Source organism: Geomonas sp. RF6 (assembly GCF_021044625.1).
Lineage (GTDB): Bacteria > Desulfobacterota > Desulfuromonadia > Geobacterales > Geobacteraceae > RF6.
Map to the genome: position 1 here is coordinate 4,178,876 of NZ_CP087999.1, position 13,653 is coordinate 4,192,528.

Annotated in this window: 10 protein-coding genes and 1 tRNA gene; 3 read left to right on the forward strand and 8 right to left on the reverse strand. The window is 61.9% G+C overall.

What is annotated here, in order from left to right; translation table 11 throughout:
- Position 1 precedes the first annotated feature (1 nt).
- Positions 2-78: transfer RNA gene (locus tag LPW11_RS17890), tRNA-Pro, on the forward strand.
- A 167-nt stretch (positions 79-245) separates the two neighbouring features.
- Here the strand turns inward: LPW11_RS17890 and LPW11_RS17895 are convergent.
- Positions 246-1,082, reverse strand: a complete 837-nt coding sequence (locus LPW11_RS17895; protein ID WP_230995236.1) for a universal stress protein — start codon at positions 1,080-1,082, stop codon at positions 246-248.
- Between the two features lie 582 nt (positions 1,083-1,664).
- On the opposite strand from LPW11_RS17895, the gene LPW11_RS17900 reads away from it, so the two are divergent.
- Positions 1,665-2,681 (forward strand): sulfate ABC transporter substrate-binding protein, encoded by a 1,017-nt coding sequence (locus LPW11_RS17900; protein WP_442899793.1) that lies wholly within the window; start codon positions 1,665-1,667, stop codon positions 2,679-2,681.
- A gap of 251 nt (positions 2,682-2,932) precedes the next feature.
- Here LPW11_RS17900 and LPW11_RS17905 read toward each other — a convergent pair whose 3' ends face one another.
- The 7 genes from LPW11_RS17905 to LPW11_RS17935 all read right to left on the reverse strand — a co-directional run bounded on the left by LPW11_RS17905 (position 2,933) and on the right by LPW11_RS17935 (position 11,270).
- Positions 2,933-6,874, reverse strand: a complete 3,942-nt coding sequence (locus LPW11_RS17905) for a PAS domain S-box protein (RefSeq protein WP_230995237.1) — start codon at positions 6,872-6,874, stop codon at positions 2,933-2,935.
- A gap of 129 nt (positions 6,875-7,003) precedes the next feature.
- Positions 7,004-8,119: a sensor histidine kinase gene (locus LPW11_RS17910; RefSeq protein ID WP_230995238.1), complete on the reverse strand. Its 1,116-nt coding sequence runs from the start codon at positions 8,117-8,119 to the stop codon at positions 7,004-7,006.
- Positions 8,094-9,068, reverse strand: coding sequence for a SpoIIE family protein phosphatase (locus LPW11_RS17915; protein ID WP_230995239.1), 975 nt, complete (start codon positions 9,066-9,068; stop codon positions 8,094-8,096). The genes LPW11_RS17910 and LPW11_RS17915 overlap by 26 nt, the downstream gene beginning before the upstream one ends.
- Positions 9,068-9,475 carry an anti-sigma regulatory factor gene (locus LPW11_RS17920; RefSeq protein WP_230995240.1) on the reverse strand — a complete coding sequence of 136 codons (408 nt, stop codon included), beginning with the start codon at positions 9,473-9,475 and terminating at the stop codon, positions 9,068-9,070. The genes LPW11_RS17915 and LPW11_RS17920 overlap by 1 nt, the downstream gene beginning before the upstream one ends.
- Positions 9,459-9,854 carry an STAS domain-containing protein gene (locus tag LPW11_RS17925; RefSeq protein ID WP_230995241.1) on the reverse strand — a complete coding sequence of 132 codons (396 nt, stop codon included), beginning with the start codon at positions 9,852-9,854 and terminating at the stop codon, positions 9,459-9,461. Before LPW11_RS17925 ends, LPW11_RS17920 begins: the two co-directional genes overlap by 17 nt.
- A 2-nt stretch (positions 9,855-9,856) precedes the next feature.
- On the reverse strand, positions 9,857-10,708 hold the full coding sequence (locus LPW11_RS17930) for an STAS domain-containing protein (RefSeq protein WP_230995242.1): 852 nt from the start codon (positions 10,706-10,708) through the stop codon (positions 9,857-9,859).
- Between the two features lie 145 nt (positions 10,709-10,853).
- Complete coding sequence (locus LPW11_RS17935) at positions 10,854-11,270, reverse strand: response regulator (RefSeq protein WP_230995243.1); 417 nt, start codon at positions 11,268-11,270, stop codon at positions 10,854-10,856.
- A 305-nt stretch (positions 11,271-11,575) separates the two neighbouring features.
- On the opposite strand from LPW11_RS17935, the gene LPW11_RS17940 reads away from it, so the two are divergent.
- Complete coding sequence (locus LPW11_RS17940) at positions 11,576-13,651, forward strand: PAS domain-containing protein (RefSeq protein WP_230995244.1); 2,076 nt, start codon at positions 11,576-11,578, stop codon at positions 13,649-13,651.
- The last annotated feature ends 2 nt before the right edge of the window (positions 13,652-13,653 follow it).

A 13,653-nucleotide genomic window follows, 5' to 3' on the forward strand; every position in this document is an offset into this window, starting at 1 on the left:
TCGGTGCGTAGCGCAGCCTGGTAGCGCACTAGACTGGGGGTCTAGGGGTCGAAGGTTCGAATCCTTTCGCACCGACCATTATTACAGGGACTTACGGCATTTCGTAAGTCCCTCTTTTTTTGTCTCACCCCTGCTACACCCCTGCTACACCCCTCGCAGCCATGGCAGCTCCATGCGTCCCTCGCTGACTGGGACGGTGAGTCTTCCTGCTGATCCCCACGTATCTGACGTATCTGCTGTTGATCCTAGTCAGGGGCGGGGATGAAGAGGACCGGCACTCCCGCATGACGAGCCGCTTCACTTGCAACGCTTCCCATCATTTCCTTCACTACACCTTTCCCCCTGAACCCCATGACGATAAGGGAGTATCTCCCTTTTCGCGCGACAGCGGCCACCTCTTTTTCAGCGTTTCCCTTCACGAGTGCGGTCGTCACGTCGGCCGCGCCGGCACCCCGTACACGCTCCCTCTTCGCCTCGAGGAGATATTGTGCCATCTCTTCTGCCTGGCGCTCCTCTGCCGGGTCCTTCCCACCTGGTTCAAGCACATGGAGGAGGGTGACCTGTGCGCCGGTCTCCCGGGCGATTACCCCCACGTACTTCAGCGCGTTTTCCGCCGTGTCGGAGAAGTCGGTGGCGAAAAGGATATTGCTGAAGATCTTTCGGCACACAGCGAGGGACTCGTCCCCCTCGAGCAGCGCTATCCGCGCCAGGAGGACGGGTCGCCGGGCGTGATGGAGCAGGTCGTTCGAGACGCTCCCAAGGGCTGCGGCCCGGAGGATCCCTTTGCCGTGGGAGCCGATGAAAATCACGGAGACTTCCTGGCTTTCCGCCGTCTCAGCGAGGATCTGTCCGGCGGGGCCGGAGGGTATATTGACCAGCACCCTCACTCCGTGTTCCCCGAGCATCTTCACCTGGCGATCAAGGGCCTGATGCGCCTCCTGCCTGAGGGGAAATTCGGGGTAAGGTATGGCGTGCGCAAGGACGATCTCCTTCATGCCGACGGTCTTTAACTCCTCAACACACCGGACGAGAGCGTCGGACGCTGGAGAGAGGTCAGAGCAGACAAGGATCTTCCTGAACATGGTGGCCTCCAGTTCTCGCCCGCCCGAATTGTGCATGGTTGCGGCAGGCTTTTCTACCGTCAATCATAACCTATGGTGTGAGCTTCATCAGCTTCTGCACCCCCCTTTCTGACCCTAGCACCGGTGCCAGGTGGAGGATAGGCTTTCAGCTCTGTCCCGCCGCGATAGCCGCGTAGGATATCGGCTGCGCCCGGCCAACGCAGGCCGCGGATCCCTGCGCTCCAGCGCGAGTTGTCACAGGTTCTTCAAGCTCCGCCGGTGCCACGGTAACTGTGAGCGCCGGCAGGTAGGCTGCAGTCGCACACTGTATTTTGCTGACAATGCCCCGCTCGACATGAAGGTCGGGCGGGGCATTTCTTTTTCCGACTCCTCAGGCCGATCCGCACATCGGTGAGAGAGGACGCGATAAAACTGCTTGACTATGAGCGGGATGGGAGGTATAAAAGTATCACACTATTAAATCGGTAGACTTAATAGTGAAGCTGGTGGGGCCACTGGGGCGTCATCCGCTATGGGAGCCTCACGCCAGAGGCTTATTTTTTTGGCTGTAAAGACTACTAAGTTGATAGACTGGAGGAGTAAATGAAGCGGAACAGCATAATCGCAGCAGTGATCATGGCTCTGTCGTTGACGGTAACACCGCTCGCCGCTCTCGCGGCGACGGAACTGCTGAACGTCTCCTACGACCCCACCCGCGAGCTTTATCAGGACTTCAACATCGCCTTCGCGAAGTACTGGAAGCAGAAGGGGGGGCAGGATGTCACCGTTAAGCAGTCGCACGGCGGCTCCGGGAAGCAGGCGAGGGCGGTAATCGACGGCCTCGACGCGGACGTGGTCACCTTGGCGCTCGCCTATGACATCGACGAGATACACAACAAGGCGAAGCTGATCCCGGAGAACTGGCAAAAGAGGCTCCCGCACAACAGCTCCCCCTATACCTCTACCATCGTCTTCCTGGTGCGAAAGGGGAACCCGAAGCAGATCAAGGACTGGAACGATCTGGTGAAACCGGGGGTCTCTGTTATCACGCCGAATCCCAAAACCTCCGGAGGCGCGCGGTGGAACTACCTTGCTGCCTGGGCTTACGCGCTGAAGCAGAAGGGGGGCTCTGATGCCAAAGCGAAGCAGTTTGTGACTGCGCTTTACAAAAACGTCCCGGTCCTCGACTCCGGCGCGCGCGGCTCCACCACCACTTTCGTGCAGCGCGGGCAGGGTGATGTGCTCCTTGCCTGGGAAAACGAGGCATTTCTGGCGGTGAATGAACTCGGCAAGGACAAGTTCGAGATCGTGGTCCCCTCGATCAGCATCGTTGCCGAGCCGCCGGTCGCAGTGGTGGACAAGGTCGTCGACCGTAAGGGAACCCGCAAGGTCGCCGAGGAGTATCTGAAGTACCTGTACACGCCGCAAGGTCAGGAGATCGCGGCGCAGAATTACTACCGTCCGACGGACAAGAAGATCGCCGCGAAGTATGCGTCGCGTTTTCCGAAAATCAACCTGGTGACCATCGATGGTGTCTTCGGTGGGTGGAAGAACGCGCAGAAGATCCATTTTGCCGATGGCGGCCTCTTTGATCAGATCTTCTCTGCGGCGAAGAGGTAGCAGGAAGAGGTAACGTAGGCAATGTAGGCAGTGTAGGCCGGGATAAGCCGCAGGCGTTCCCGGCAGACCGCCGCCCTTTTCTGTGGTGGCGCATGGAAGGGGACAGGCCGCATGCTTATGGGGGCCTGTCCCCGCCAGCAGGTGTTCGCGGCAGGCAGCCGGCCTTTTCGGTGGTGGCAACCGTCAATGCCGGAAACGCTGCGCTTATTCCGGCCTACATTGCACCACATTCACAAGCCCGTCACCAGGGCTCACCAGCGGGAGCGGGTTTCCTCAAGCTCCCTCAAGACTCGCTCGAGCTCCGCCTCCAACTGGGGTAGAAGCTCCGCTGCGCGGGCGAGATCACCCACCTTGCCCGCTTCTTCCAGTTCCTCCGCAAGGCAGCGCGCGCCGTCCGCGGCAACGACAGAGAGGGCACCCTTTATGAGATGCGCCGCCTTCTGTAGCATTTCCGGATCGCGCGCCGCCACGGCCGACCTGACCTCCTCCAGTTGCATCGGCGCACTCTCCAGAAAGGTCTCGATCACGATGTCCAGCGTGCCTATGTCTCCACCAATCTGCTCCAAGGTCCTTTCGGGGCGGGCGGCGGGGAGGGGGCGCTCCCTGATCCAGTAGGCCACCTTCTCAACGAGGGCCTGGCTCGTCACCGGCTTCGGGAGATAGTCGTCCATCCCCGCTGCAAGGCACCGGTCACGATCCCCTTCGAGTGCATGGGCGGTAAGCCCGATGATCGGCACGGTCCCCCCTTTGCTGCGGATCTGGCGGGTAGCCTCCAGGCCGTCCATCTGCGGCATTTGCACGTCCATGAAGACGGCGTGGAAGGTCCCCTTTTCAAACGCCTGCACCGCTTCCGCTCCATTTCTGGCAGTCGTCACCCGTATTCCGGCGTGCCTCAGCATCGTCTCCGTCACCGTCAGGTTCACCGGGTTGTCCTCCGCAAGAAGGACGCGGCTGCATCTTGGGATCACCAGCTTCCCCGGCCGCTCCGGAACCTCGTCCTGCCATTCCCCGACCCCCGAGCGGGACTTTTGCAGCTGCGCCCCGCTGTCGTCGACAACCAGGGCCCGCACCCCTGCCAGACCCTCCGGCTCATGCTCCTGCTTCCCTGGATGCTCCGCCTTCTGCAGCTCGATCCTGAAGGAGAAGGTGCTGCCCGCCCCCTCGCGGCTCTCCGCCCAGATCCGCCCCCCCATCTGCTCGACAATCCTCCTGGAGATGGCGAGCCCCAGGCCGGTCCCCCCGTAGGTGCGCGATATGGTGCTGTCGGCCTGGGTGAAACTGTCGAAGATGGAGTGTACCTTCTCCGGCGCAATCCCGATCCCGGTGTCGCGCACGGAGAAGGTGATCTCCCACCAGTCCGCCTCCGTCGGCCTTCCCGATACCTGCACCGTCACCTCCCCCTCTGCGGTGAATTTCACAGCATTGGAGACCAGGTTCAGGATGACCTGCCGAAGCTTCGCCGGGTCTCCGAGGAAAAAGGGGGGGAGGGGAGGCTCCACCGCCACCGTCAACTCGACCCCCTTCTGGAATGCGTTGATGGCCAGGTTCTCCGCCGCCTTCTCCACCGTCTCGCGCAGGTCGAAATCGATCTTCTCCAGGGCGACGGCCCCCGCCTCCAGCTTGGAAAAATCGAGCACGTCGTTCACCACGGCCAGAAGCGCCTCACCGGAGGACTTCACCATATGGAGGTATTGACGCTGCAGCGCGTCGAGGTCGGTGCCGAGGAGGAGCTCGGTAACGCCCACGATCCCGTTCATGGGGGTGCGGATCTCGTGGCTCATGTTCGCCATGAACTCCGACTTTGCGCGGACGGCGCCCTCTGCCGCGTCGCGGGCCCGCTTCTGGTCCTCGATGTCGGTGCAGCTCCCGAACCACATGACGATTTTTCCGTCTTCGCCGACGAGTGGGAGCCCGCGGGCCAGAAACCAGTGGTACTCGCCGTCGAAGCGCCGCAGGCGGTATTCCACCTCGTACGGCGCGCCGGTCCGGGCGCTGTGATACCACTCCTGCGCCGTGGCTGCCCGGTCCTCCGGGTGCAGGAATTCCACCCACTTTCCTGACTCCGTCTCAGCGAGCGTCCCCCCGGTGTAGTCGCTCCACCTCTGGTTCACATAGGTCACCGAGCCGTCGGGACCCGCCATCCAGATCAGCTGCGGCAGCGCCTCCGCAAGCTGCCGGAACTGCCGCTCCGAGCGGCGCAGTTCGTCCTCGGCCGCCTTCCTGCGGGAGATGTCGATGGCGATGGCGGCCGCGCCTATGACCTTTCCTTCCGTGTCCCTGATGGGGGAGACGGTGAGGGAAATGTGCACGAGCTCCCCGTTTTTTTTCATCCTCACCGTTTCGTAGTCCTCGATGAGCTCTCCGTTCCCCACCCGCTCCAGGATCGTGATGGTGTCGTTCGGATGCCCGGGCGGGACGAGCATGGAGATGTTTTCGCCGATCGCCTCTTCAGGGGTGTAGCCGTATATCCTCTCCGCCCCCCTGTTCCAGGTCTGGATGGTGCCGTCCAGATCCTTCGTGAAGCCGATGATCGCCCCGCTGGCAGATTCCACGATCGCCGCGAGGCGCAGCCGTACCATTTCCGCCTGCTTCAGCCGTGTTACGTCCATGGAGACGCCGTGCACGTGCAGCGCGAGCCCCTCCGCGTCGTAATACCCCCGCCCCTTGGAGAGCGTCCACCGCGTATCACCGCCAGGAAGCTTTACTCGCATCTCTACGGTGAAGTCGCTCTTTTCCTGCAGCGCTTTCGCTATCGTCTTCTTGACCCGTTCCTTGTCCTCCTTGTGGATGAATTGCAGGAAGGCCTCCTGGTAGCTGCCACGGCAGGGGTGCCCGGCGCCGAAGAAGCGTTCGCACCAGTCGCTCCAGATCCAGAGTCCGGTCCTCAGGTCCCAGTGCCATGTCCCGATCTGCGCGGCATCTGCCGCGAAGCGCAGCCTCTCCTCGCCGGTCCGTATCTCTGCCTGCGCCCTCCAGAGGTCCGTTGTGTCGTTGTTGACCTCTACTACCGAAACCTTCCCCTCCGCCGTCCGGTGCACGACCCACAGACTCGCCACGACGATCTCCCGACCGTCCCGTGCCGTGTGGTGCAACTCCCCCTGCCACTTCCCCTCTGCAAGAAGGGTCGCCTCGATCTTCTCCAGGGGGGCGGGGAAGACGGTATTGAGGAGTTGGTGGGAGACCTTTCCGAGCGCCTCCTCAGGGGGGAAACCGTACAGTGACTGCATGCCCCGGTTCCACACCGAAATCTCCCCCGCAACGCTCCGCACCAGCACCGGGGCGTGATCGAGGAGCGTCGTGAGTTCCTCCAGCTTTTCCTTGCTCTCGACTAGCCTCTGTTCCGCACCCTTCCGGTCGCTTATGTCCTCGATGGTGAAGACGGAGCGCAGCCACCTGCCTTCTTCGTCCCTGATGCCGGAGACGTTGACGCGCACCCAGAGGTGGCTCCCCTCCCGCCTGATAAATCTCTTGTCGTAGGCCGCCCGCTCCAGCACCCCGTCGTGTACCTGGCGGTCCATCTCGTCGCTCAGCGGGCGGTCCTCCGGGGCGGTCAGGTCGTGCACGGAGTGAGCAAGGAGCTCCTCCCGGCTGAAGCCCAGCATCTCCGAGAAACGTCCATTCACCGCGACGAAGCGGTCGCCGCCGGAGGCCTCCGCAATCCCCACCCCGGCATTGTCAAAGATTGCCCGAAACTTCTCCTCGCTTTGCCTGAGCGACTCGGCACTGCGCCGCTCCGATACGAGGAGCCTCTCAAGCCCCGCGGCCCCCTGCCGGATCTCCTCATGCTGCCTCTCCACCCGCCGCCTTAGCTCAACGCTGGCAATGCTCCTTTCCACGGCGGCTGCGAGCTTTGCGAAGTCGACCGGTTTCAGCACGTAGTGATGTATTCCGGCCTCAATGGCACCGAGGAGAGATGATGTGTCGCTGTAGGCTGTGAGGGCGATGATCTGCGTGTCCGGGTCGAGCGCCACCATCTCACCGGCCATGGCTACTCCGTCCATCACCGGCATCCTCACGTCGGTGATGACGATTTCCGGGTGGTGCTCGCGAAAGAGCTCGAGCCCCTGCGCCCCGTCCGCCGCGGTATACAGCGGCAGCTCCGGGTACGTCGCGGCCAGCTCGTTCGTGACAAGCCCTCTCGTTTCGGCATCGTCCTCCACATAGAGAAGCTTTATGGCGCCTGATGGTCCCATCGTCACACCTCCCTCGCGCGGAAGGAGTCCCGCGTCACGGGGGAGGGAGGGGTAAAGAAGTGCAGGTGGGGAGAGGGGTGATAACGGGGAGGCTGCTGAGAAAGGGTGTGGCGTCGCATGTGCCGTCCTCTATATCTCAATGCGAAACTCCGCACCCTCTGCGGTGTTTCGGACGCTCAGCGACCCGTTCATGTTCTTCTCTATTATCGTCTTGCACATGAAAAGCCCGATGCCGGTCCCCTTGTCCGGAGGCTTGGTGCTGAAGTACGGGTCGAAGACCCTTCCGATGACGTCGTCGGGGATGCCTCCGGCATTGTCCGCTATCGTCACCACGCTCCTGTTGCCCTTCTTCCCGATGGACACCGTTATCCTCGGCTCCGCGACGGTTCGCTCCCGGAAGGCATCGCGCGCGTTGACGAAGATGTTGATGAGGGTCTGGACGTATTCGTTGCGGTACCCGGTGGCAACGACCGGCTCCGCGGGGCGCACCATCTCGAGCTGTACATCCTGGAGCGTCTCCCCGACCAACGAGACCGCCTTCTCCACGACCTGCGTGACATCAAAATCGGTCATAGCCTTCTCCGGGCTCAGGTAGTTCCTGAAGTCGTCGATCGTCTCCGACATGTGGGCGATAAGCTGCCTCGCCCGGGTCACCCCCTGCTCCACGGACTCATGCGTCATCGCTTCCGACTCGAAGGAGATCTGCAGAGTCTGCAGGATCATGCCGAGCACGTTGAGGGGCTGGCGCCATTGGTGCGAGATATTCACCAGCATCTCACCCATCGCCGCGAGCCGGCTTTGCTGCATGAGGGTCTGTTCGCGGTCCCGGTCCACCTCCTGGAGCTTCCGGTTCGCCTCCTCCAGCGATCGGGCCTGCTCCTCCAGCTGCAGCTTTACCCCCTCGAGTTTCCTGTGCTCCATATCCAGGAGGTCGATATAGCTGTAGTAGTTCAAGGCGTACGCCATAATGCCGGAGAAAAGGACTTCGTTGGCGTTGATCACGAGCCTGCTGATCGCCTCCGGCTCGAGCTTCTGCACCAGCTTTTTCAGTGAGGCCGCGTGGATCTCCAGCAGGATGTCCGGACCGTGCCGCGCCATGACGAGCTCCTTCCCCAGATTGGAGACGCTGTACAGCGCCTTCTCCTCGCGGCGGTTGAAGAAGTCCTCCAGCGCCTCCATGTACTTCCTGGCGGCGATGTCGAGGTCGATGGAGGTAGCCTTACTGCCCGACAAGGATGGTGGCATCGTCGTGTTCCCGAATGAAGTTCTGGAAGATCCAGTTGGCTATCTCCTGGGGGGAGAGGAGGCAGATCCTTCCCGTATCGTTTTCGAAGCGCCCGGTGATCCCGTCGCTGTACATGACGATCAGCTCCCCTTCGTGGTACGGATAGTCGATGACTCGAAAAGACTCCATCCTCATCCCCAGCGTCCCGTTGAAGCAGAAGGGGCGGATGTTGCGGTCGCTGCAGAAGATGCGGGTCTCCACATTGCCGATCCCGACGTGCCTCATCCGTTTCTGGAGGTAGTCGACATGGCACACCGACATCGCTGCCCCCCGCGTCCCCCTGAGCCTGTCGTGGCAGCGCTTGATCAGCAGCTCCAGCGGCTCGCGGTAGTTCTCCTCGACCGCCTCGAGCGCGGCGAGCGAGGTCAGGTAGGCGTCATGTCCGTGCCCGAGCGCGTCGATGACGCCGAAGGTGACTGAATGGGACATGTGTTTTATGAACCAGGAGTCGCCATTTACGTCCTCCCCCGGCATGGGGCGCGACATGACCGAGAAGTGCAAGCTCCTGAGGACCGGGTCTTTCAGCCACTTCACCGCGGTGACCACCGTTCCGCCGCCTCGCCCGGAGGCTATGTCGAAGTCGTCGGAGAGTCTCTTTACCCCCGAGAGCCCTATACCAAGAGTCCCCACGGAGGAGCGGTGCATCGCACGATCAAGGTCCTCGATGCCGGGGCCGGTATCGCGGGAGACGATCTCCATCCCCTCCTTCACCCCGTCTCTGATGCTGCGCAGGATGATCTCGCCGTTCAGGGTGCGGTGCTTGATGAGGTTGCGGGCGAGCTCCGTGGCGATGATTGCCGCCTCCTCGGCTTCGGATTCCGCAAACCCGAGGTTCGCCGCCATGCTCCGGGCCAGGCGCTGGGACTTCAGCACGTCCGAGTCCAGTATCACCATGACGCGCTCTTCCATCAGATCCACTTCCTGATGGTCACTGTGGTGCCCACCCCCACCTCGCTGTCGATCTTGAAGTCGTCCACCAGGCGCGCCGCTCCGTGCAGCCCGATCCCCATGGAGCCTGCCGTGCTGTAGCCGTCGGTCATGGCGAGCTTCACGTCGGGGATTCCCGGGCCGTTGTCGGAAAATATCACCTCGATCCCCTCCTTGTCCTCCTCCTGCAGCCGGTTCACCGTCATCGTGCCGCCGCGCCCGTGCACGATGACGTTGCGCCCGAGCTCGGAGACGGCGGTCACCAGGCGTGTCTGGTCCAGAAGGCTTAGTCCCATCTGCTGAGCCACGGTCCGTACCTGGTGCCTCCCCACCACGACCGACTCGTCGGTGGTCATCTCTATGCGGGCGATCTCAGACCTGGAGCTCATGACCCTCCTCGAGGTACTCCGACTCCTGCCGTTTTTGCTTCAGATACTCGAGACCCTCCTCGATGTTCAGGGCGGTGTGGATGCCGGTGAGGACCATGCCGAGCTCGATGAGGGTGACCACGACCTCCTTCTTCATCCCCACCAGGACCGTCTCCACACCCATCAGCCTGGCCATTCTTGATGTGTCCCCCATGAGGCGCGCCAGGAAGCTGTCGACGATGCTGACTGAGGAAATGTCGATGAGGAGCCCCTTCGCCTCCGTCTCCTCGATCCTTTGCAGGATCATCTCCTGAAGGCGCATCGCCGCCTTGTCATGCAGCTCTTCTTGCACCGGGACGATGATGTCGTCCCCCATCTTGAGGATCGTTATCTCCGACATGGCTACCTCTGCACGATTTTGAGCCCGGTGATATCGAGGGCGACCTTCAGCCCGTCTGCCAGAGTGGCGCGCGTGATGACATCGCTCAGGTCAACCCCCAGCTGGATCATGGTCTGGGAAATGCGGGCGCGGATACCGGTGATGATGCACTGGGCGCCCATCAGTTTTGCAGCAGATACCGTGCGGATCAGGTGCTTCGCCACCAGGGAGTCGACTATCGGTATGCCGGAGATGTCGAGGATGGCGACCTTCGACTGGGTGGACTCGATCGCGGTGAGGAGGCTCTCCATGACGGTCTGGGTGCGCGCGCTGTCGAGGACTCCGATAAGGGGAATCATGAGGATGCGGTCCCAGATCTTCACGATCGGAGTGGAAAGCTCCAGGAGGGCGTTTTGCTGCTCTTTTATGACGTGCTCCCTCTTGTGGCCGAACGATTCGAAAGTAATAACTGCGATACCGTCCAGAATGCGGTTTACCGCTATGGTCACCTCGGTGAGGCGCTCCCTGTCGGTGTAGTAGTTCTGCAGCGTCGCCAGGTACGCGTCCTTCATGGAGAAGATGAGCATCGCCGTCTCCGAAGGGGTGATGTCCCGTGCCGCCAGCTCTCCGCTGATCGCCTCCACCGTCTTCCTTACATCGGCGTAAGTGGCCGACTTGACGTCGGAACCTCCCGGGAGAGCCTTCACCGTGTCGTCAAGAAGCTGGGAAGCCATCCTTTTCACGTTTTCCTCTCCGGCCATGGAAACGAGCGTTCTGGAATTCTGAAAGAGCTGGGTGATCCACAGCCGGAGGATATCCGACTGATATTTCTTCAGCTCGTTGGCGAGCTCGAGGTAATCGAGGGTAGCGTCCATCACTGCGCCTCCGTAAGTATTGGTAATACCGTCAAAAGTATACCCCAGCTGCGGGCCCTCCGCTCCTTTTCACCTCCGGCGCCGCATGGTGTGCGGCATGGCAGCTTTAGCGGGTCCGGCGCCAACGGGGAAGGGGTTACCGGTACTACCCGGCTTCCCCGTCACGCTCCTCCATGAGGTCGTGTAGCAACCGGGCTGCCGCCTTCAGGTCGACCGGCTTCGAGAGGCAGATATCCATCCCGGCCTCCAGACACGCCTTTTCGTCTTCGGCAGAGGTGTGCCCTGTCATGGCGACGATCGGGATATGCCCGCCGCGCGTGCGCTCCTTTTCCCTGATTTCCCTCGTGGCCGCCAGGCCGTCCACCTGCGGCATCTGGACGTCCATGACAATGGCGTCATACCTGCCGTTTTCCCACATCTCGACCGCCTCCCGGCCGTTCGTCGCCACGTCCGTCTCGAACTTGTAGTGGTCGAGGACGCTCTTTAGATACTGCCGGGACACCGGATCGTCTTCCGCCGCCAGGACGTGTGGCTTTCGGACTGCTCTGCTCTCTTTTGCCATCTTTCACCCTGCGATGCTCATTGAGGTTGCGGTACGGGTGCAGCTTCCAGGGGCGTTTCAGTGCGGGGGCGGGGGTGCCATCCCTTAATGCTATGATAGTTTCAACCCTTACGGGAAAGCAACAAGAGCCGACAAACCCGCGTCCCCCCCAACTCCCTCCGCTCCGTAAAGCCGTTACCTTCTCGAATGCACTTCCCCCACGGGCGCTCGAGAAGGGTTAAACTAGGAAGTGGAAGTGACTGAAATGACGGGGTGCAGGGATGGTTCCCTGTGGCATCTGCTACCGGAGGGGACGGAGCGCATGCATGGTTCTGCCCGTATTGTCGGTATTGCTTGTGGACGGCGACGTCGCGGAGGTTGAACGGCTGAGGGAGATGCTTGCCGCCACCCCTTTTGTGCTCGATGTGGCCAACAACCTCTCTGAAGCGTTGAGGGCGCTGCACAGCGGCCGCACCTTTGATGCGATGATCGTCGACTTGACCCTCCCGGACAGCCTCGGCATCGAAACGGCCCTCGCCCTTCGCTCGGTGAACAGGACCGCCGCCCTCCTTGTCCTCACTTTTCAGGACGATGACCAGGCCCTGCAATCGCTGCAGCTCGATATCCAGGATTACCTCGTGAAGGAAGAGCTGACCGGGAGCCTCCTGACCCGGTCGATCCGATACGCCGTTCAAAGGAAGAAGGACGCCCTTGCGCAGCAGATGGCGCAGCGGACCTGTGAAGAGTTGTTGCTGCAGCTGCAGTCGGTCCTGGAAAATATCGCGGAGGGTGTGGTCATCGCTGACGCCGGAGGGATGATCCTGCACATGAACAGGGAGGCGCTGAGCTTCTACCAGTGCAATTACGCGGAGGCGCGCAGGCCCCTTGCGGAGCTGCAGCAGGTCTTCGAGCTCTACGACCTCGAGGGGAGACCGGTCCCGTACGAGATGTGGCCGATGGTGCGTGCCCTGCGCGGAGAGCGCTTCAAGGGGCAGGACGTGGAGGTAAGGCGGAAGGATTCGGGGCAGACCTGGTTTCGCAGTTTCAGCGGCACCCCGGTGCTGGGGGAGAGGGGGGAGGTCGTGCTCGGCGTCATGACCTTGCGCGACATCACCGAGAAAACCCACATAGAGCGCGCCCTGAGGGCGACGCAGGCGCAGCTGCAGGTCGTTACGGAGACGATGCCGGTCGGCGTCGCCCTTTGCAGCCGCGACCGCCGATACGTCTGGGTGAGCCCCGAATATGCCCGGTGGCACGGACTCTCACCCGAGGAGATCGCCGGTCACGACATACGGGAGATCGTAGGCGACGAGGCGTATGAGGTCCTTGCCCCCCACCTCGACCAGGTTCTCACCGGACAGCCCGTCGTGTACGAGGCGGGAGTGCAGTTTCGCGGGATCGGGTACCGCTGGGTTTCGGGGCGCTGCATGCCGGTCTATGACACGGCCGGAGTCCTCGACGGGTGGGTCGCGGTGGTTTTCGACAACACCAAGCATTGGGAGACCGAGGAGGAGTTGCAGCGTTCCAGGCAGATGCTGCATGAAACCGTCTCCGAGCGGGAGGCGGAACTCAGCGCCACGGTCACCCAGCTGCAGGCAGAGACGGAGAAGCGGGTGCGCGCCCTGGAGGAGTTGCAGGGGAAGGAGCAGATGCTGATTCAGCAAAGCCGCATGGCGGCGATGGGGGAGATGATCGGGTTCATCGCCCACCAGTGGCGCCAGCCCCTGAATATCCTCGGGCTGATCCTGCAGGATTTCACCGTTGCATACAGGAGCGGCACCTTCTCCGCGGAACTTCTCGAGGAGAGCACGAAGCGGGGGCTGGAGCTCATCGGCCACATGTCCCGCACCATAGAGGACTTCAGGAGCTTTTTCCGTACCGACAAGGAGAAAGATCGTTTCCTTCTGAAGGACGCGCTTGAGCAGACCCTTGCGATGGTGAAGAGCTCCCTCGGCCAGCACGGCATCGAAATCGAAGTCGCGGTCGAGGATGATCCGGTCGCGGAGGGATTTGCCAACGAGTTTTCCCAGGTCCTCATCAACATACTGATGAACGCGAGGGATGCCTTCGTGGCGCGCCAGACGCCGAAGCCGCGTATCACGGTCCGGGTATTTGCGGAAGGGGAGAAGCAGGTCGTGGCCCTTTCGGACAACGCCGGGGGGATCGCTCCTGAGATCATCGGCTCGATCTTCGAACCGTACTTCACCACGAAGAAGCCGGACGAGGGTACCGGGCTCGGGCTGTACATGGCAAAGACGATCATCGAGAAAAAGATGGGAGGGAAACTCTGCGTACAGAACTGCGGAGAAGGCGCCGAGTTCCGCATCGAATTGGGACCAGCGGGGGAGGGCGTCTGTGGCGGATGCCGGTCCGGGTCCCCCGGTGACGACGAGGCCGGCTGAAG

Coding starts and splice junctions, on each gene's coding strand:
- LPW11_RS17900 (WP_442899793.1), top strand. CDS start 1,665: ATGAAGCGGAACAGCATAATCGCAGCAGTGATCATGGCTCTGTCGTTG.
- LPW11_RS17935 (WP_230995243.1), bottom strand. CDS start 11,270: ATGGCAAAAGAGAGCAGAGCAGTCCGAAAGCCACACGTCCTGGCGGCG.
- LPW11_RS17910 (WP_230995238.1), bottom strand. CDS start 8,119: ATGCCACCATCCTTGTCGGGCAGTAAGGCTACCTCCATCGACCTCGAC.
- LPW11_RS17920 (WP_230995240.1), bottom strand. CDS start 9,475: ATGAGCTCCAGGTCTGAGATCGCCCGCATAGAGATGACCACCGACGAG.
- LPW11_RS17940 (WP_230995244.1), top strand. CDS start 11,576: ATGGTTCTGCCCGTATTGTCGGTATTGCTTGTGGACGGCGACGTCGCG.
- LPW11_RS17895 (WP_230995236.1), bottom strand. CDS start 1,082: ATGTTCAGGAAGATCCTTGTCTGCTCTGACCTCTCTCCAGCGTCCGAC.
- LPW11_RS17930 (WP_230995242.1), bottom strand. CDS start 10,708: ATGGACGCTACCCTCGATTACCTCGAGCTCGCCAACGAGCTGAAGAAA.
- LPW11_RS17905 (WP_230995237.1), bottom strand. CDS start 6,874: ATGGGACCATCAGGCGCCATAAAGCTTCTCTATGTGGAGGACGATGCC.
- LPW11_RS17925 (WP_230995241.1), bottom strand. CDS start 9,854: ATGTCGGAGATAACGATCCTCAAGATGGGGGACGACATCATCGTCCCG.
- LPW11_RS17915 (WP_230995239.1), bottom strand. CDS start 9,068: ATGGAAGAGCGCGTCATGGTGATACTGGACTCGGACGTGCTGAAGTCC.